Source organism: Chitinophaga sp. sic0106, assembly GCF_019219075.1.
GTDB lineage: Bacteria > Bacteroidota > Bacteroidia > Chitinophagales > Chitinophagaceae > Chitinophaga.
The window spans coordinates 13,300-32,043 of record NZ_JAHUWJ010000019.1 but is presented as its reverse complement, the minus strand read 5'-3'; the positions used below and the strand labels follow the sequence as shown (position 1 = coordinate 32,043).

16 protein-coding genes are annotated in these 18,744 nt (G+C 47.4%); 4 read left to right on the top strand and 12 right to left on the bottom strand.

Going from position 1 to position 18,744, the window contains the following annotated elements:
• Nucleotides 1-11 precede the first annotated feature (11 nt).
• From KW844_RS23020 to KW844_RS23010, 3 genes are all read left to right on the top strand, one after another.
• Entirely contained in the window at nucleotides 12-851 is an 840-nt protein-coding gene (locus tag KW844_RS23020) for a protein-glutamate O-methyltransferase CheR (RefSeq protein ID WP_255578595.1), read from the top strand.
• A gap of 84 nt (nucleotides 852-935) precedes the next feature.
• Entirely contained in the window at nucleotides 936-1,703 is a 768-nt protein-coding gene (locus tag KW844_RS23015; protein WP_218379142.1) for a SlyX family protein, read from the top strand.
• Between the two features lie 71 nt (nucleotides 1,704-1,774).
• Complete coding sequence (locus KW844_RS23010) at nucleotides 1,775-2,791, top strand: endonuclease/exonuclease/phosphatase family protein (RefSeq protein ID WP_218379141.1); 1,017 nt, start codon at nucleotides 1,775-1,777, stop codon at nucleotides 2,789-2,791.
• A gap of 83 nt (nucleotides 2,792-2,874) precedes the next feature.
• Here KW844_RS23010 and KW844_RS23005 read toward each other — a convergent pair whose 3' ends face one another.
• The 9 genes from KW844_RS23005 to KW844_RS22965 all read right to left on the bottom strand — a co-directional run bounded on the left by KW844_RS23005 (nucleotide 2,875) and on the right by KW844_RS22965 (nucleotide 13,482).
• Entirely contained in the window at nucleotides 2,875-3,246 is a 372-nt protein-coding gene (locus KW844_RS23005) for a hypothetical protein (protein WP_218379140.1), read from the bottom strand.
• A gap of 18 nt (nucleotides 3,247-3,264) precedes the next feature.
• The gene (locus KW844_RS29480; protein ID WP_370626514.1) at nucleotides 3,265-3,561 is read right to left on the bottom strand and encodes a type II toxin-antitoxin system HigB family toxin; all 297 of its coding nucleotides are present in this window, start codon (nucleotides 3,559-3,561) and stop codon (nucleotides 3,265-3,267) included.
• Between the two features lie 259 nt (nucleotides 3,562-3,820).
• Entirely contained in the window at nucleotides 3,821-5,590 is a 1,770-nt protein-coding gene (locus KW844_RS22995; protein ID WP_218379138.1) for a RagB/SusD family nutrient uptake outer membrane protein, read from the bottom strand.
• Between the two features lie 14 nt (nucleotides 5,591-5,604).
• Nucleotides 5,605-9,201, bottom strand: coding sequence for a TonB-dependent receptor (locus KW844_RS22990; RefSeq protein WP_218379137.1), 3,597 nt, complete (start codon nucleotides 9,199-9,201; stop codon nucleotides 5,605-5,607).
• A gap of 170 nt (nucleotides 9,202-9,371) precedes the next feature.
• Nucleotides 9,372-10,511, bottom strand: coding sequence for a FecR domain-containing protein (locus KW844_RS22985; protein ID WP_218379136.1), 1,140 nt, complete (start codon nucleotides 10,509-10,511; stop codon nucleotides 9,372-9,374).
• Nucleotides 10,512-10,576: 65 nt separating this feature from the next.
• Complete coding sequence (locus KW844_RS22980) at nucleotides 10,577-11,143, bottom strand: RNA polymerase sigma-70 factor (RefSeq protein WP_218379135.1); 567 nt, start codon at nucleotides 11,141-11,143, stop codon at nucleotides 10,577-10,579.
• 51 nt (nucleotides 11,144-11,194) lie between these two features.
• Complete coding sequence (locus tag KW844_RS22975) at nucleotides 11,195-11,818, bottom strand: hypothetical protein (protein ID WP_218379134.1); 624 nt, start codon at nucleotides 11,816-11,818, stop codon at nucleotides 11,195-11,197.
• Nucleotides 11,819-11,894: 76 nt separating this feature from the next.
• Entirely contained in the window at nucleotides 11,895-12,359 is a 465-nt protein-coding gene (locus KW844_RS22970; RefSeq protein WP_218379133.1) for a VOC family protein, read from the bottom strand.
• 43 nt (nucleotides 12,360-12,402) lie between these two features.
• The gene (locus KW844_RS22965) at nucleotides 12,403-13,482 is read right to left on the bottom strand and encodes a hypothetical protein (protein WP_218379132.1); all 1,080 of its coding nucleotides are present in this window, start codon (nucleotides 13,480-13,482) and stop codon (nucleotides 12,403-12,405) included.
• A 197-nt stretch (nucleotides 13,483-13,679) separates the two neighbouring features.
• Between KW844_RS22965 and KW844_RS22960 the strand changes: the two genes are divergently transcribed.
• A complete protein-coding gene (locus KW844_RS22960) occupies nucleotides 13,680-15,302 on the top strand; it encodes a YgcG family protein (protein ID WP_218379131.1) in 1,623 nt (540 codons plus the stop codon).
• Nucleotides 15,303-15,389: 87 nt separating this feature from the next.
• Here KW844_RS22960 and KW844_RS22955 read toward each other — a convergent pair whose 3' ends face one another.
• The 3 genes from KW844_RS22955 to KW844_RS22945 form a co-directional block, all read right to left on the bottom strand.
• Entirely contained in the window at nucleotides 15,390-16,154 is a 765-nt protein-coding gene (locus tag KW844_RS22955; RefSeq protein WP_218379130.1) for a DUF6515 family protein, read from the bottom strand.
• Nucleotides 16,155-16,482: 328 nt separating this feature from the next.
• Nucleotides 16,483-17,433: an ADP-ribosylglycohydrolase family protein gene (locus KW844_RS22950; RefSeq protein ID WP_218379129.1), complete on the bottom strand. Its 951-nt coding sequence runs from the start codon at nucleotides 17,431-17,433 to the stop codon at nucleotides 16,483-16,485.
• 605 nt (nucleotides 17,434-18,038) lie between these two features.
• A complete protein-coding gene (locus KW844_RS22945) occupies nucleotides 18,039-18,317 on the bottom strand; it encodes a hypothetical protein (RefSeq protein ID WP_218379128.1) in 279 nt (92 codons plus the stop codon).
• Nucleotides 18,318-18,744: the final 427 nt, after the last annotated feature.

The following is an 18,744-nucleotide window of genomic DNA, read 5'->3' as shown; positions in this document are numbered from 1 at the left end:
ATTTTTAGAGAATGAATATACCTGGGGCAAGCGCCAACATGATTAGTGAGTTAGAACTGGATTTGTTGCTGAAAGAGCTGCTCCAGACACATGGATATGACTTTACCAGTTACGCGCGGAACTCCATGCGGCGGCGGGTGAGCAGGCTGATGGTGATTGACCGGTTTGCCAGTTTTCAATCGCTGCTGTACCGCCTCCGTTTAGACAGTAGCTACCTCCAGCGCATGGTGGAAGAGTTGACGGTAAACGTAACGGAAATGTTTCGCGACCCTTCCGTATGGCGAAATATCCGTGAGCAGGTGTTGCCGGTATTGGCTACGCATCCGTTTATCCGTATCTGGCATGCGGGCTGCTCCAGCGGGGAAGAGGTGTATTCCATGGCCATTCTGTTGGAAGAAGCGAACCTGCTGCATAAGTCGCTGTTGTATGCCACCGACCTTAATCCTGCCGTAGTGGAAAATATTAAACGAGGTGTGTTCCCGCTCAGCCAGATGAAGCAATATTCGGAAAACTATATCGCCTCCGGCGGCGTACATGACTTCTCCCGTTATTATACCGCAAAATACAACTGGGCAAAATTTGACGAAAAGTTGAAAGCCAGGATGGTAGCTTCTACCCATAACCTCGTGTCCGACCGCTCCTTCAATGAGTTCAACCTGATTCTTTGCCGCAATGTGCTGATTTATTTCGAGCGCCCGCTACAGGAAAAGGTGCTGCAGCTATTTGACGACAGCCTGGAAAAACTGGGCTTTTTAGTGCTGGGAACCAAGGAGAACATGCGTTTTTCGAGTATGGTGAAGCGTTTTACTCCGGTGGATTATAAGGATAGGATATGGAGAAAGATGGGATAGTAATCATGTTAAAGATTACGGATATTTCCTGGGAGCCATTTTTTAGATTTGTGCTTCAAATAACCGTACTAAAACGTCCCATCTATGAAAAAAGTGATTTTAGTCCTGCTTGGTATTGTTGCCATTAATGCAGGCGCTTCTGCCCAGGCTCCGGTTTTGTTGAATCCAAATGGAGGCAATGTGGGTATTAATACAGATAATCCACAGTCTGCATTACAAATAGGAAATAAATATCCCGATAATACAAGTAAGATCAGTTTTCCTGGTCCATATAATTTTGAAGTAATGCGATTGGGTGCTGAAAGTAATGGTAATGGGATGATTGAGTTTGTTAATCATGCCAGTTTGACGACTTCATATGGTATTAAAATGGGGGCCAGCGTTGATAAATTTGGTGGAGGTTTTTATATCATAGCGGCACCTCAAGCCGAATCCTATGAGGCGCTAACATATGCATCCAGCCCTGCTTTTTTTGTAACGCACATGAATGATGTCGGAATCGGTACAGCTTATACTGCTGGCTATAAACTCGCTGTAGCAGGCAATATGATCGCAGAACGCATCAAAGTTAAAACAGCAGGTAACTGGCCGGATTATGTGTTTACTCCTTCTTACAACCTGCCTTCTTTAAAAGAAGTAGAATCTTATATCAATACACACCAACATCTTCCAGGAATCCCTTCGGCAGCCGAAGTGGCTGAAGAAGGACTGGATGTAAGTGACACGCAGGCTCAACTGCTTAGGAAAATTGAGGAGCTCACTTTATATGTAATTGAGCAACAAAAGCGAATTGAAAAGCAGGAACAGCTGCTGGCGGAGCAGCAGGAGCGGTTAAAGAAACTGGAGCGATAGTCGCCGAATGCATTAAAGCAAACATGATTGCTTTAATTAACTTACATTTAAGTACAAACGAACAGTGAATAATGAAACTTTTAACCACTCTGGCGTTGCTGCTTTTTGCACTAACCACCAGCGCTCAAAACAAGCAGCTTTCCATATTGCAACTCAACATCTGGCAGGAAGGCACCATTGTGCCCGGTGGTTATGACGCCATAGTTGCGGAAATAGACCGCCTGAATCCTGATATCGTTACCCTCAGTGAGGTACGTAATTACAACAACACCCGCTTTTGCGACCGTATAGTGGCCTCTCTTGCAGCCAAAGGAAAGCAGTATTATTCTTTTTTCAGCAATGGCGCCGGTGTAATGAGTCGCACTCCCATCACGGACAGCAGCACTGTATTTGAAGGCCAGGGCGAAATTTATAAACTGATTACCAAAGCCTCAGGCCGCGAAATAGCCGTGTACTCCGCCCACCTGGATTACCTGAATTACGCGGTATACCTGCCTCGTGGCTACGATGGTGTTACCTGGAAAAAGTTACCTGCGCCTGTCACTAATATTGATACAATTATGGCGTCCAATCTGGCTTCTAAGCGGGATGAGGCTATCGCAGCATTCCTCAAAACGGCCGCCGCGGATAAGAAAGCCGGAAGGTTGATTTTCCTGGGCGGCGATTTCAACGAAGCAAGTCACCTCGACTGGACATCAGCTACCAGTCAGCTTTTCGATCACCACGGCGTTACCGCAAACTGGACCTGCTCCGCCATGCTGTACCAGCAAGGCTTTAAGGATAGTTTCCGGGAATTATACCCAAATCCGGTGACCCATCCGGGCTTCACCTTCCCGGCGGATAATACAGCCGTTCCCGTTTGCAAACTCGCCTGGGCACCGGATGCGGATGAAAGGGAACGTATTGACTTCATCTACTTTTATCCTGACAAAAAACTTAAAGTCCTCAAAAGCAATGTAGTAGGCCCGGCCGGATCTATTATACGTAATCAGCGCGGTAAGGAAACAGGAAAAGATGTGTTTATGGAGCCGGTAGGCGTGTGGCCAACGGATCACAAAGGTTTGCTGACGGTGTTTGAGGTGCGGTAATAACACAGGATGTGCTTAGAATGAGGGTCAGGAAGTATAACATTGGTATTGATAAAGCCACCTGCTTAATTGGCATGTCCGCACTATTTAGGAGCCAGGCTTTCCAACAGCAAGTTCCCGTCTATCTGAAATTTATGATGCATATTCACTAATACTTCTGTATTGGGAGATTTAATGCCTTGCCGCAGCTGGCTAAGATAGCCATTGGAAATATTTAATGCTTCCGCCAGCGCGCATTGTGTAAAATCCCTTGTATCAATTAGATGATCAAGGATTTCGGAGAACCGCGGAGAGATAGGCATTGGGTATTCTACACTTTCCCAGGCTTCAATACCTTCCGCGAGTTCCTCTAGCTTATCCTCTTCCTTGTTGCTTAGGTTGGAAAAACCTTTCTGATAAAGGGACTCTACTTCAGCCATTGCTGAACGGTATTCCTGCTTGCTTTTGATTTTCATAACCCCAAATTATTCATGTTATAAATGTAATAAGGTCCCGTTCTTACTATGTTCGTCATAAACAGCGTGAGTAAGTATAGCACGTATATATACCACCTGCCTGTTAAAATGAATAGATGTAAGTATCCTGTACTTATTTCCTCCAATGTTGAAGATATACATACATTGCCCTCCTACATAATCAACAGAACCAGAAACAATTTTTCTTAATTCATGTAGATGTGAACATTTGGTTCGTTTTATCCTTGCGCACCATTCATTCAGTGCCGGTGCGGCAGCAGCGTGTTTGGCCTCGAATGCATAAATTGGAGGCATGGAAATAATTCTCATCTTCTAGCTTTTGTTGCCTGAATTTGATTGTTAGTTCCATGGTCAATACGTTCTCAAACGTATTCCGCAGCGATGTTTAATCAGTAGCTGCGTACCTGCTGCCGTTCATTTTAAACGAACTTATATAAATTTATCCCTTGTTTTTTACTTCAAAAAATGTTTTCATTTGAAAATATTCTTTAAATGATTTCAAATAAAAAAGCCGGCTATTTTCAAAAAAGCCGGCTTTTCTATCATTTTACATTTAATTTATCCACCCGTCATTCTGTTTCAGGTTTTGATTCCTTTCAATCTCCGCCTGCGGAATAGGCCATGCATAAATGTAATCCCCTTTCCAGGAGTAATTCACCACATTAGCACCCCATACCTGCTGAATACCTGCACCCGGAGCAAAGGTTTTCTCCTTCCAGGTTTTCCAGCGTAACTCATCAAAGTAATTAATGCCTTCATTTACAAATTCCACGCGGCGTTCATTGCGTATACGCTCGCGCATAGCCGTTTGATCCGCTACATACGTAGGTTTGCCCGCATCTGTGTTTTGTAATGCCGGCAGGTTTACACGGGCACGCACTTTATTTACCAGGTCCAGGGCCTGCTGATTAAAGCCTTGTTCGTTTATAGCTTCCGCCCACATCAGCAGTACATCTGCATAGCGGATCACCGGAAAATCAATAGGGCCATAGGCTCTGTTAATAGTTTCTGTAGCCCCTTCGTATACAAATTTACGGTGCAGGTAGTAGAAGTATGCTTTGGTGTCGGTTGCTACATCCCATACGGGTGTGGTGTTGGAGCGGAATGGCCACCTGGAAACGTACGACTGATTAGCGCTTCCATTTACACCGAGGTAATCGGCATATGGCGTAATAACGTTAGCGGCTAAACGTGGATCCCGATTGGTGTAAGCTGCCTTGATACGCGCTTCGTTGCCCGCCGGCAGGTATACGCTCATGTCCAGTCCACGGGCAGTGGCGGCGTTGATTTCAGCAGTAGTAAGCCCATCCCGGAAGAAGTATACTTCCCGCTGCTTCACCGGCATAGTACTGTAATTTGGAATAATTTTATTCCAGTCAAACCGGCTGCCATCGGTATTTTCATACATATCCACCACCACCGGCGAAATCAGGTAAGTATTCCAGCAGGAGCCGAAGGAGCTGCGGTTACCGCAGAAAAACTGTGTGGTAGAGCCAAAGTTGCTCACCGCAATGTTTTGCAGGGAGAAAATCATTTCGTCCGACTGCTCATTGGCTTCTTTAAACAGCGCTTTGTAATCACCGTTAAACAGCGTATAGCCGGCAGCTTCTACCTGTGCAAAGTCAGCAGCGGCGGCCGGGTAATTTTTTGTGTAGAGATATGCTTTCCCGCGCAGGGCATAGGCTGCACCCTTGGTAATATGTCCGTAGTTAGCATTGCCTTTGCCATATTTCGCCGGGAGATTAGGCTCGCTGATGCAGTCGGTCAGGTCGTTGATCACTACCCTCCAAACGCTGTCTTCTGTTTCGCGGCCTTTGGTGGCCTCATCGGCAGAAAATGGTTTCAGGTATACCGGCACTCCGTGCCACAGCTGGTTCAAACGCATGTAGAAGTAAGCGCGCAGGAACTTTGCCTCCGCTACATACCGCGCTTTCTTATCATCCGCAGAAGGTGATTTCAACGGAATGTTAACAATAGCGCCGTTTGCACGCTGAATGCCATCATAAAAATATTTCCAGTTGTTGCTGAACATGCTGCTGCTGGGTGTAATGGTACCTACCTGTAATCCATCGGCATCACGGGTCATACCGCCAACGCCATAGCGATCCAGCTGATACAGCTCATTGCCGGAGGCTGCGCTTGGGTCGATACCCAAACGCAACGCAGCATATACGCCCGCTATCCCCTGGTCGGTCAGGTTATCGGTACTCCACATGGTTTCGTCGCTCTGCTGTGTGTACGACAAGGTATCCAGCAGGTCCTGTTTGCAGCTGGCCAGCGATAATACGCCGGCAGTATATAATAGAATTCTGAACTTTTTCATACGCTTACTTTTTACTAGAATGTAACATTAAGACCCACGGCAAACTGCCTCATTGTAGGATAACCAACGCTGGCGCCAATTTCAGGGTCCAGGCCCGGATATTTGGTGATGGTCAGCAGGTTTTCGCCACTAACATAGACGACTGCACGACTAATCGTTGCCTTTTTAGTAATGCTCTCCGGAATCTGGTAACCTATCTGCAGGTTTTTCAGTTTCAGGTAAGAAGCGTTGTACAGGTAGAAGTAGTTGGCCACACTGTTTTGAGGATCGGTGTTGAGTTTTAAGCGGGGGTATTTTCCGTTAATGTTGTTCGCCGGATCATTCGGATTGGCATCGTTGTAATAGTAGTGATCGTCCGCAACATCCAGCCCGATGGCATTACCGGCGGAAGTCACAGAGCTTAAATAGCCGCGGTCGTTGTAATAATACTGGAAGCCGGTGCTGCCTGCCCATACCATAGTCAGGTAAATACCTTTCCAGGAAGCCGCGAAATTAAAGCCATAGTTGATTTTCGGGGTGCCACTGCTACCGGTGAATGTTCTGTCAAAGTTATTACCGTAGATGCCGTCGCCATTGGTGTCTGCATAAATCAGATCCCCGTAATAGATTTTTCCCTTATCCACACCCTGTGCAGGCAGGAAGCTGTAACCTTTAGCCATCATAGCTTTCAGCCAGTCCATATCCTGTGTGGTGCGGATCATTCCATCACGCGGCCCCCCGTTGATGTTCACACTGCCGTCTGTATTAAAGTGGCTGCCATTACCCTGGTATACCGGAAACAGGTAGTATTCATCTATCTGTTTACCTTCTACCCGGTAGCTATTACCATCTGCAGATGCTACCGCACCAATGTTGGATGACCATGTTTTATTACCGCTGGCATCTGTTACCCAGCCTTCTTTCAAAGCGCCGCGGTACGACGTAATGACGTTTTTGTTATACGCGAAGTTACCGCCCACAGTCACATCTACATCTCCCAACTTACGATTATAAGAAGCGATTAACTCGATTCCTTTATTGGAAACGGTAGCCGTATTCACCGTAGGTGCAGCGGCGTTACCCACTGTCAGCGGAATTGGAGGGGTAGTGATAATACCTGAAGTAGTTTTGCTGTAATAGTCCACGGTTACATTCAGTGCACTATTCAGGAAGGTTGCGTCTACACCCACATCCGCGATGGCTGTAGCTTCCCACAGCAGGAAAGGATTGCCGAATTTGGTAACGGCAAGGCCGTTGGCAGCGGTATTATTGAAAGAGTAGTATACCTGGTTGTAAAGTGTTTGCCAGTCGTAGTTACCTTTTGAACGGTCGCCGCCCCCATTGTTGCCCAGCTTGCCCCATGAACCGCGGAGCTTCAGCTGTTGCACATTACGTAACAGATCCTTGAAGATGCCTTCTTCTGTAAGTCGCCATCCTGCAGAGAAAGAAGGATAATAACCCCAGCGGGAAGCCGGTGCAAAACGGGAAGAACCATCATAACGGAGGTTAGCTTCTAACAGATATTTATTTCTGTAGGCATAGTTCACACGTCCAAACCAGGAACGGAGGGCGTTATCGTATTCAGTACCTTCAAAAATATTGTTCGTGTTACCGGCAACGTTAATGTTGGTAATGGATTCAGATATCAGTCCCTTGCGCGTAGCTGCGTCACGGTTATAGTAGTAATAATTCTGGTTATAACCTGCCAGTGCACCGATTTCATGGCCTCCTTTCAGCTGTGTACTGTAGCGGAGTACGTTATCGAAAGTGGTAGTATATTCTTTTATGTGATCAGTGCTCGTGTTTAACTGATCCGGCGTAGCAGCCGGAGAGCGGGCCACATTGGTGGTAAAGTCCCATTTGGCAAAGGGTACATCGTGGGACTGCTTGTCCTGGTAACGTGTTTGGTAGTTGAAACGGGTTTCAAAAGTTAGTCCTTTCAGGATAGAGATTGTAGCGTACACGGTAGAGTTAAACCGGTTGATGACGTTTTTACCAGCTACGTTATTAAGGTACAGTAGAATGTTGTTGGCGGTTTGAGATTCTTCCAGTGCGGATGGAAAACCAAATTTGCCCTGCCATTGTGTAGGAACGCCTGGCGTGGTTTGACGCAGAAAGTTAAAGGCATTTTCGGTGTTACCAAGGCCTAACGATTCCTGTGAAGCAAACGTCTGCGTACCTACGTTGATATATTTATTGATACGGGTATCCAGGTTTAAGCGCAGTTGATATCTCTTAGACCCTGTATTGTCCATGGTTCCCGGGTTATCCTGGTAAGATCCTGAAAACAGGTAGGTAGATTTTTCGCTGCCACCGGATACGGATACGTTGTGCTGTTGAAGGATGTTATTGGTGAAAACAGCGTCTGACCAGTCGGTATTGGCGTATACGACGGAGTTAGGGATGCCGAACGCATTGGTGTCATTGGGATGCTGGTTGGCATTGGTCCAGGTATCAATCGTCGTTTGCTTGAAAAGTTCTGCCTGTCCGAGATTACGCGCGCTCTCGTTGTACAGGTTCATGTAACGTACGTAGTCGTTTACAAATTTAGGGAGATTGCTGGGCCGCACGGTAGAAAGGTTACCGCTGTAGGTTACGGTAGTGCGGTTGCGGTTGCCCTTTTTGGTAGTGATAAGAATAACGCCATTGGCTGCGAGTGTACCGTAGATAGAAGAGGAGGCCGCATCTTTCAGCACGGACATGCTTTCAATATCATTCGGATTCACCGCATCCATAGTGCCAATGATACCATCAATTACCACCAGCGGGTCACTGTTGTTGAGCGTTCCCACGCCACGTACGCGGATGGTGGCACCGTCGGAGCCGGGCTTGCCGGAGTTCTGGCGTACCTGCAGGCCGGGACTCAAACCGGCTAATGCGCTGGATACGTTTGTGACAGGACGGTTTTCCAGACTTTTACTGGTAACAGTAGCTACTGCACCGGTCAGGTTTACACGCTTCTGCGTAGCGTATCCAACTACCACCACATCTGTGAGGTCTGCACTTTTCGGTTTCAGGGTTATTGTGATGGATGATCGGCCCTGGAGCGCTATCTCCTGCTTTTCAAAGCCGATGTAATCTACTACCAGCACACCTTCGCTGGTATTTACATCATGGAGTAAAAACGCTCCCTTCTCATCTGTCATGGCACGTTTGGTGGTGCCTTTTACTACTACGGACGCACCAGGAAGAGATTCCCCCTTATCGTTTACGATCTGTCCGCGTAAATCACCGTTTTGTTCCGCCGCAATATTTTTTTGTGCTTTCTCTTTGCGGGCGTCTACCACAATTACCTTATCCACAATGGAGTAAGCAAGTGGTTGATCCTGGAAGCACAGGTCCAAAGCAGTTTTTAGCGCCACGTTGTTAACGGAAATGGTTACACGCTGTGCACGGCTAAGCAGCTCATCGCGGTACATAAAACTGTAGCCCGTTTGCTTGGTGATACTTCTGAAAATTTCTACTAAGCTGGCATTGCGGGAATGCAAGGTCAGCGTTTGTGCATAACCGAGGGCTGTCACCTGCATACTAAGGATTATCAGCAGGGCAACGGTTAGTTTAAGCACCCGGAGGGTGCTGGCGTAACGGGACTTTAAGGCATACGAGATCCCATTGTACTGAGTTGAACTCATACATCACAGAGGTTTGGTGAAAAAGAATATTGTTACCGGATAGAATAGTTATGGTACATGGAATGCCATAACCGCATAGTGTTTGTTATAGATATCAATTTTTCATTGCGCTGTAGCTTATTTTTTTTAGTACCAGTTTTAAACATTTTCTACATTTGGAATAGTGCTATTTAGCTTTTTCTAACTATCAGTTTTCTGTTGGCAATTTCACAGTGGATGCCGCTCAGCTCCAGCATTTTCATAACATTTTCCAGGCTGGTGCTGCGTGGAAATGTGGCACTGAGATGACCTTCGGGAATGCCATCCGTCAGTTCAAGCTGGAGGTCGTACCACCTGGCTATCTGTCTTAATACTACCGTAATATCTTCCCCACTGAATTCGAATTTCCCTTCTTTCCACGCGATAACAGCGCCTACATCCACGTTGCCGATGGTGAACTGCTCCTGGTTATCGAACGAGGCCTGCTGGCCGGGGAGCAGGTGTTTGGTGGCATTGGCGCTGCTTACATTCACGGCGCCGGTGATCAGTGTGGTTTTAACTGCATTTTCATTGTTGTAGGCCATAATGTTGAACGACGTGCCTAATACCTGCACTTTCATTTGGTTCACTTCCACAACAAAGGGTTTATTTTTATCGGCAGCAATTTCAAAGTAGGCTTCACCATCCAGTATCACCGTCCTGTTATTCCCGGTGAAAGCGGTAGGGTAGCGGAGGGAGCTGGCTGCGTTGAGCCATGCCTTACTGCCATCGGGTAATACTACCGCAAACTGTCCACCAGCTGGTGTTTGCAGGGTGTTGAATTTTGTAGCACCCGCTATGACGTTGCCGGATTGGTCGTACACCAGGGCCTGCCCACGCACCGAAGCGCCGCTGAGTTGCTGGCCTGCACTGTCGTTCAGGGCGAGACTACTACCATCATCGAGAATCAGCACGGCTTTGTTACTGCCCGGCATCACCGGTGCCTTTGCAGCATCAGCAACGGTAACATCGGTACCCATACGAATTTTTACACGGGCAGCTATCAATATACCGGCACTAATGAGCACCAGTATACTTGCAGCTACTGCCGCACGCTTTATCCATAGGCTTCTCATGGAAACAACCGGCGTTGCAGGCGCCACTATAGCCGCCAGCTGCGCTTGCATCTTCCAGTAAATTTCTTCTTTTCTGTATTCCGGTGGTGTTGTAATTGTAACTTCCTCATCGTTGAAGGAGTTATACCACTGATTTACCAACGCAGCTTCTGCCGGAGAGGCTTCTCCCCGCAAGTACTTTTCTATAGCGATGAATAGATCCTGGTTTTCTTTCATAAACGGGCAATTACATAGGAGAGTCGAACAACTCAGGCCGATCCCCTACGCGCAATTAAAAAAAATTATAAAAAGAGGGAGAAATAATGTTTGATATTGCCCTTCAAATGCCGCAAAGCCTTTGTGAGCTGGTTTTCAACAGTTTTATGGGAGATGTTAAGAGCCGCTGCAATTTCTTTCACGGGCATGCCCTGCTCACGGCTATATCGGAAAATCAGCTGACATTTTTCAGGGAGACGGTTAACTTCTTCCTGATATAACTCCATGATATGCTTATACTGTAGCGCTGACTCAGGAGTGGGAGTATTAACAGTAATATCGGCACTATATACCTGCTGGTACTGGCGTAACAATTGTTCGCGACGGAAACGGTCCAGCACTTTATATTTCACGGCGGTGGCGAGGTAGGCGCCGGCATTTTCGATCTGGCTGTTGTGCCGCTGGTGCCATAGGCTGGCAAATACATCCTGCACCACATCCTCGGACGCCTGCAGGTCGCATAGCCTGTTATAGGCTACTGCCAGCAGCTTGTCCCGGTATGCTTCGTAGATTTCGGTAAATGCAGTAGTGTCGTCTTCCCGGAGGCGCTGCATCCACGTTGGCTGACTGTTTGGTTGACCTGCGTCGGACATCAATCGAAAATTAACTCTACTAAGGTAGAAAGAATTTTGAAATGCATGGTGTCAGATTCGTGCAGCAAATTCAGCAATCAGTTTTGGATGTTGGGAGACTTCATAGTCAGCATCGAGCAGTGGCGCGTATTTGGATTGGAAGGTCCGCAAGGTAATAGTGGCGGCTTCCTCACTGTTGCGGGGATGAAAGGTTTGCCCCGGTACGTCCATCAGCCGGTGATCATCCATCGGCTGTTGGCATTGGGTGCAGTGATTATACCAGTACACCTTACCCTCTTCAGGTGGCGCCGGTCTGTAGTGTGGGTAGCTATCTCTCAAAAGCCCCACCAGGTTATCAGAAATATAGGTCAGGCAATGAAATAAGGCGAAAAAATCCTGCTCTACCCATACTTCCTCATCTCTTTCGTTGATATCGCGTTCGAAGAAAAAGTCGCTCCCAATGGCTATCACCAGATTGGTATGCCCACAGTGGCTGCATACCGCGCGACTCTCCGCAATCAATATATTATCAGACAATACAATATATCCTTCCGGGGCAAGCCATTGCTGCACTTCGTGTAGCCGTCCGTAGGCGGCATCCGGCAACAGCCATTTGCTGGTATCTTCATGGTAAACTGCACCCGCACTCTCGGCCTGATTGGTATCAGCCGCTGGAACATTCAGTAGTAATGTCATAACACGATGATCAGGATGAAAAACTTATTACTGAATATAGTAAAAATCCTGCAAAGGGCTGACAATGAATAATCCATTAATACTTATCGTCATTTATTTCGATCCAGTAACCATCAGGGTCCTGCAGCCACACTTGTTTTACTCCGTCTACGCGGTTGGTAACAGCATCCGGTTTGCCGGCCCAGTCCTCATACGAAATGTGCTGTCTGCGGAGGTTAGCCAGGAAATCGTTCATCACTGGTACGGAGAAGCAGATATGCGTGTTTTTATTGTGGGTAGTGGGTGCCTGTGCGCCTGAAATGATATGCACCTGGGAATGCGGGCCTACCTTAAACCAGGAATGGTGGCCGTCTTTAAACGGTTCGTCCATGGTTTCCAGTCCGATAATGTCGCGGTAAAAGGTGGTACTTTTTTCCAGATCTACAACGTAGATGGCTAAATGATTTAAAGATGGTTTCTTCACTGTTTGTGCAGATGTATACGCGGAAATGCAGAGGAGTAAAATAAAAAGGCTCCATCCGGCTTTAATATAGTGTTTCATAACACCAAGATAAAAATCCGGATGGAGCAATGCAAGTGTTGAGTTAGTTTGATTTAAAAGTAATGGACTGAATAACGACGTTGAGTTTTTTCAGGGCGCCGTTATCGGAGCGGATACTTTTATCGCCGGTTACCTGGTCGTAGAGTTTAGGATCGCCGGTATTATTGGCACGCAGCACTATTTCCACGCCTTTACCATTTAGCTGCCCCCCTTCCCAGCTGCTTACCAGGCCGCTGTCGGTCCACTCAAAACCATTGAATTTAAAAGGACGACCGTTTATTTTAAGCAGTTTTTCCAGTGGATCGCCGGGTTTAAGGCCAAAAGGTGTTTTCCATTTGGTATGCTCGAAGCTGAACAGCAGGGTGTTGCCGTCGTCGCCATCCATTTCTATTTGCAGTTCATTGTCGGTATCAGGGTACACCACGAAGGCGTTTTTGCCGGTGGCATTCCCGGAGATATCGCTACCATCGCGGAGGATCACGTTTTCCTTGCCGTACATATTGATCAGCTGCTCGGCATTGCGGGTTTTGAAAACTGGTTTTACTTCCCAGTCGCGTGTATCCGCTGCGGCTGTAGCCGAGGAAGTATCGGCCACACTGCTTTCTGTGGTGGATTCAGTGGTTCCGGTGATGGTCGTACTGCCGTCCGCGTTATGTTGAACAGTAGCAACTGCTGCGGGCGGCGGTGTTTTACCGGTATTAGGGCCCGTATAGGTTACCAGAAAGTCCTTTTTGTCTTCCAATAAATCTTTGGACTGGTCTTTATATTTATTAGCCGTGAAGGTGGCAATGGGGAAAATGCTGTTGTTTTTTAATCCCATGCTTTTCAGGTTCTCGATGAACTTTTGGCGGTTGCAGTCGCTATACTGGTACAGGTATTTCAGGGACGCCTCGAATGCGCCCTGGTCGTCGCCGAGTTTAAACATGGTGGCATCCACATCTATTCCCCCTGCGCCGCTACGGGTAAGCTGTTCAGCGATATAGCCCGTGATGGAATCGTTTTTCAGCGAGTAATGATAAGCTGTCCGGTTAGAGAAATCATCAATAATATTCTGTGCCAGCTTGCTTTGCGCCTGCAAGGCAAGAGGTAATACAAGGGTGAACAGTGCGAGTAACCTTTTCATAGACGCTGTTTGAATAATAGTACGTTTACTAAATTAGTTATATTTTATGATTGCCGGATAAATAACGGCTTAATTGCCCAAAGGTTACTCATATAACGCTTGCTGAGCGGATTAATTTTCCCGTATATCAACTGTTTTATGGGGAGATGTTAATTTCTGCCCTGTAATATTATCTTCGTGCCACAAAAGTTACAGCAATGAGACTGAAGTCATTACTGCTGGTATTCCTGGTAACCCTTTTTTCCTGCCAGGAAAAAAAGCAGCGAATTACTCCCCAGGATATCCCTGACCCAAAACAAACCGATGGCGGTTATGTGAGCGATCCGGCTCATATGTTGTCCGAATCGGCTACAGCTACGATCAACGGTATGCTTACGGACCTCGATAAGGAAGGTACTGCCCAGGTAGCCGTGGTTTTACAGGAAAATATAGGAGACGAAGATCCTACGGATTTTGCACACAAACTGTTTAATACCTGGGGCATCGGCCGAAAAGAAACGAATAACGGCCTGCTGATTTTCCTGGTACGGGACGCCCGTAAACTAGTGTTCGAAACCGGAAAAGGCCTCGAAGGCGACCTGCCGGATATCCTGTGCTTCCGCATTCAGCAGGAATATATGATCCCGCATATAAAGGACAATAACTACGATGATGCCTTTATCAGCGGGGTGAAGTCCGTAGCCTCCCAGCTGCGCACCGGCAAATATGCCTACGATGAGGCAGCGGAGGAGGAATATATAGCCCCTATTACCGACAGCTCCCTGGTATCCGTGGAAGACGGTATGGTGGTGGCTAACCCCCAGGCATTTGCTGGTACTACGGAGGATAATGGCGGCTTTGCCGAAGCCACGGCGCAACTGGAAAATGATTTTATTGACCGCTCGCCGGGACCGGGATTTTTCATTGGCCTGGTGCTGATGTTAATATTTTCTCCTATCCTCATGCATGCCAGCTTTGGCGGCAGAAAAAGAAAGAAGAAGAAAAATCCCGATCCGGATGTAGATAACATTCCGGTAAGTATCAAGGAGATGAGTAATGATTTTCTGCGTCCGGGATGGATTGGGCTGCTGCTGATACATATCACCGCCTGGTGGCTGCTGTGGTTTATGGACGCGCACTATAACGTACGGCTTGGATTCTTTAAAGTGTTGCTGGTATATTATGTCACATGGGTGCTGTTTATGCACCTGGCGGTATTGATAGTGCGCCTGCGTGCCGAAACGGCTTTGCGTGGTGCGGATCGGCATACGCGCTGGCAGCGCCTCTCGGCCGCTCATAGTCAGCTGGAGTTTTCAGGGTATATATTCCCGTTACCTTTTCTGTTGATATATCTGCGCTGGTACCGCCATGAACAGAAAAAACTCCGGGATACTCCTTATGACTGTCCGCATTGCCACCAGCAGCTGCACCGCCTCGATGAAAAAAACGAAGACCCATACCTGGAGAAAGCCCAGGTGATTGAAGAAAAACTCAGCTCTGTGGATTATGATGTATGGCGCTGTGAAAAAGATGATTATCAGCTGGTGCTGGACTACACGGACTTTCATGCGGCGGTGTCGTCCTGTCCTACCTGTGCACATAAAACCTTTCAGTGTAAAACCACCAGGACCCAGAAGCGGGCAACTACCAAATCGGCTGGCTGGGGTATTAAAACCTATTTATGTGCAGCTTGCGGGTTTTCTAAAGATTTTAGGTTTACGATTCCGAAGATCTCAGAATCATCGTCCTCCTCGTCCTCCTCTTCCAGCTCTTCCTCCTCTTCCAGTTCATCCTGGGGTGGGGGCTCTTCTGGCGGGGGTGGAGCGAGCAGCAGCTGGTAAGTATCAGGGTGCTGATTCCATCAGGTACCTAAAAGTAAAGCGGCTGTATCACGCATGTGATGCAGCCGCTTTACTTTTATAGTGTTATTATTCGCCGGCATCTGTTTTACCAACTACTTTGTAGCCGCTGGTGCCATTACTTTCAACATATTGATAGTACATGCCGTCTGGTGATAACCAGTATTCCTGGTTATTGATTTTCACGCTTCTGGTGCCTTCCGGGAGTTCTGCCAGTAGCTCGTCGGGTTGGGCGTCCTGGTCGTCAGGGTAGGTGTTATTGGGTTCGGAATTACTTTTGCCAACCACTTTATATCTTCTGCCGCTATCAGTCATTACTTCCTGGTAGTAGGTGCCGTTTACATCATAGTACACGTTGCCGTCCACTGTAACTTCCTGCGCGCCGTCGGGGAGGTTAGGTACCATGGCGCCTGTTGGTGCATCTACCACGTCATAGCCTTGCTGGTTGTTGGACCGGGAGTAGTAGGTGCCACCGTAGTAGTATACAGGGCCAAAGGCTGTACCCAGGGAGAAGTAGCCATAAGGAAGTGTATTTACGTAGAAACCAACGGGTGGGTAATAATACCGGTAGTAGGGGCGGTAGCCGCGGTAGTGGTAGTAACCCGGATAACCACGGTTAACGGTAATGCCACCGTGAACGACTACACGTGGGCCGGGACCGGGAACAGTTCGAATGTAACGGGGGCCTGGCGCGCTGTATACTCTTGGTGTTGAATAGCGGGGACCTGCGTTTATACGGCCGCCATAGTGGCCACGTTGTGCATAGGCTGAGTGGAGCGTGCAGGTGCTTAAAATCCCGGTCAGCACCAACAGTCCGAATATTCTCTGTTTCATTTGATGAGCGTTTCCTGCATATGCCGGGAGGAATTTCCCGGCACTACAGGTATTTGACACTTATGCAGACTGCAAGTTTAATGCCTCTTTATATCTTTCCGCCAGGGGGAGGATTTTCGAGGTTTTGAGGAGGGTATTTATTCATTTTCCGGCTTGAGAAATACCTCTTTATATCTTTCCGCCAGGAGGTGGTTATCCGCGGTTTTGACGGGCATTTATCCATTTTCCAAGGGCTAGGCCGGCTGCAGGTTTAATGCCTCTTTATATCTTTCCGCCAGGGACTGGATATCTGCGGTTTTGACGGGGGCATTTATCCATTTTCCGGGAGCTAGGCCGGCTGCAGGTTTAATGCCTCCTTATATCTTTCTGCCAGGGACTGGATATCTGCGTTTCTCGCAAGTACGTTTATCCATTTTTCCGGGAGCTGGTCGTAACCGTAATGAAGGCCCGCCAGCGCGCCGGCTACAGCGCCGGTGGTATCGGTGTCTTCCCCCAGGTTTACCGCCTTCAGCACGCATTCTTCGTAGGAGTTGGTGGTCAGGAAGCACCAGATGGCCGCTTCCAGGGTGTTTACTACGTATCCGGATGCGGTGATTTCCTCGTCATGCAGGGCAGGGAGTGTTCCGTCGAGTATTCGTTTGTAGAGCTTCACTTCCGCAGGGCTAAAGTGCCTTACGGCGAGGAAGCTCTGTATAACTTGCTGGAGGCGCTGATAGGCAGCCTGTTTATCTTTTTCAGTGATCAGCAGCCGGAGGAATTCCACCTGGATGAAGCAGGCAAAAACTGATCTGAAATGCTGATGGGTGATACCTGAAACTTCTTTTACTGTCTGGTATCTTTTTTCGATATCCATTTCGTGGGCTACATAAAATGTAACCGGCGCAATCCTCATGAGGGAGCCGTTGCCGTTTTCGAAATCTTCGAATCCGCCAGTGAGCAGGGGGGAAGTGCCGGTGCTAACGCGGTGCAGTGCTCTGCGGGTGGTGTTACCGATATCGAATACTTTGCCGTGTGCGCTCCAGTAGCCATCACTATACCATTTTACAAACAGTTGCGCCATGTCTTGGATGTCGTAGCCGTTAATGAGACTTTCTGCGGTGCAGAAGGTGAGGGAGGCGTCGTCAGAAAATGTGCCTGGTGGCTGATTCCAGCTGCCATAGCCCAGCATGTCTGTCACAGGTTTTTCCCGGAGGTAGGCCTGTGTTTCAAATTCCACTGGTACGCCGAGGGCATCGCCTATAGCCACACCGAATAAGGTACCGCTAATTTGTTGCAGCATATGAAAGTTTTTTAGTGTTGAATAAAAGCCGAAAACCTTGCCAGCAGGTGCTGCGGGAAGTAATTTTTCTGAAACTGGTTACTGTATTGCCGCCTGTGATTAAATCGATGAGAACTGCCCTTTGTTCATTTTGTTCAGAGTGCCTTTGGTCTGTTCATTCTCATTCGGGGATCATAATTGCTATAAACCTGGTTTTCGTGTCGCAGTGCTTCTTATTTTTGCTTCATGATAATCAAATTATCAATCAGATAACAGCAAAAGTCTGATGCATTTAGCTTTAAAATACTTAAAATTTTTTAGAACATAAAGCATTAAAGCCATGATTATTGAAAAAACTAGTGAAAAACCAACCATATGATACTGTCCCTCCAGGTTCAGTGCATTACTTGTTAGTCCCATACTGATGTGTAGCTCTGTGACATCAGTTCAAATAATTCATCAGGTATATTCTCAATTTACGTTTTCCGGTTGTAGTTATCCGGCAGTAGGACTGCCATGTTGTTTGTTGCCCGGAAAATTAAGCTGCTAATAACCCGGTGAGTTACTGGGGATTTACTTGAGTTCAGACGGGGCCGTCTGTCCAGATGGTCCCCCATTCTGAATACTCATTCAACCAGGCCATGATTTCTAATAATAGTGACTACTAATTCTGATTTGGATTTTGTTTTCTCATGCAATCCCATCGTGTGAGTGATCAGGTTATCGTAATGCGACTTGCAGGTTAACGCATTAGGAATGCCATAATAACGTAGAAGGAAATGGGTAAAGAACCGGATTGTTTTTTCAGACAGTCCGTTCATTGAAAATTCCGGCTGGAGCAATACTTCGCCGTCTATATATACTTTTCTGGCACCATAGTTTGAAAACGATTGATTCAGTTTCATGTGTTAACGGGGATATCTTTTCAGATCGTCCCCCTTTCCCTGAAACAGTGCATGCGCAGGCCTATAGCCCGCGATGCGGAGGTTGCCGTGAAACTATCTGTCATGAATAAAGATTGAGCTTTGGTTTCGAGATTCAACAGTCTATCCAACAACTATAGGACATAACTGAAGAACGGCTTGTCCAGGCTGTTCACCAAATTGCAATCCCAGCTGTGGTGCCAGGCACTGCACTGTCGAAATATAGTAGAGGGGTACATTCCGGGGAGAAGGGGGTATAAGTCTGTCAGGGAGTAATATCCGGATGACGGAATACGCCATCCCCAAACTCTCGCGAGCAATATTACGCCTCACCATAAAACTAGTAGGGTACAATTTGCCAGGTGGATGAAGCTAACCAGATACTCGAAGCTCCCAATAAAACTATTAG

Bases quoted from the DNA above. Each gene is read 5' to 3' on its own strand.
- KW844_RS22955 (WP_218379130.1), bottom strand. From the start codon at position 16,154: ATGAAACAGAGAATATTCGGACTGTTGGTGCTGACCGGGATTTTAAGC.
- KW844_RS22960 (WP_218379131.1), top strand. From the start codon at position 13,680: ATGAGACTGAAGTCATTACTGCTGGTATTCCTGGTAACCCTTTTTTCC.
- KW844_RS22950 (WP_218379129.1), bottom strand. From the start codon at position 17,433: ATGCTGCAACAAATTAGCGGTACCTTATTCGGTGTGGCTATAGGCGAT.
- KW844_RS23010 (WP_218379141.1), top strand. From the start codon at position 1,775: ATGAAACTTTTAACCACTCTGGCGTTGCTGCTTTTTGCACTAACCACC.
- KW844_RS22965 (WP_218379132.1), bottom strand. From the start codon at position 13,482: ATGAAAAGGTTACTCGCACTGTTCACCCTTGTATTACCTCTTGCCTTG.
- KW844_RS22975 (WP_218379134.1), bottom strand. From the start codon at position 11,818: ATGACATTACTACTGAATGTTCCAGCGGCTGATACCAATCAGGCCGAG.
- KW844_RS23015 (WP_218379142.1), top strand. From the start codon at position 936: ATGAAAAAAGTGATTTTAGTCCTGCTTGGTATTGTTGCCATTAATGCA.
- KW844_RS22995 (WP_218379138.1), bottom strand. From the start codon at position 5,590: ATGAAAAAGTTCAGAATTCTATTATATACTGCCGGCGTATTATCGCTG.
- KW844_RS29480 (WP_370626514.1), bottom strand. From the start codon at position 3,561: ATGCCTCCAATTTATGCATTCGAGGCCAAACACGCTGCTGCCGCACCG.
- KW844_RS22970 (WP_218379133.1), bottom strand. From the start codon at position 12,359: ATGAAACACTATATTAAAGCCGGATGGAGCCTTTTTATTTTACTCCTC.
- KW844_RS22980 (WP_218379135.1), bottom strand. From the start codon at position 11,143: ATGTCCGACGCAGGTCAACCAAACAGTCAGCCAACGTGGATGCAGCGC.
- KW844_RS23005 (WP_218379140.1), bottom strand. From the start codon at position 3,246: ATGAAAATCAAAAGCAAGCAGGAATACCGTTCAGCAATGGCTGAAGTA.
- KW844_RS22985 (WP_218379136.1), bottom strand. From the start codon at position 10,511: ATGAAAGAAAACCAGGATCTATTCATCGCTATAGAAAAGTACTTGCGG.
- KW844_RS23020 (WP_255578595.1), top strand. From the start codon at position 12: ATGAATATACCTGGGGCAAGCGCCAACATGATTAGTGAGTTAGAACTG.
- KW844_RS22990 (WP_218379137.1), bottom strand. From the start codon at position 9,201: ATGAGTTCAACTCAGTACAATGGGATCTCGTATGCCTTAAAGTCCCGT.
- KW844_RS22945 (WP_218379128.1), bottom strand. From the start codon at position 18,317: ATGAAACTGAATCAATCGTTTTCAAACTATGGTGCCAGAAAAGTATAT.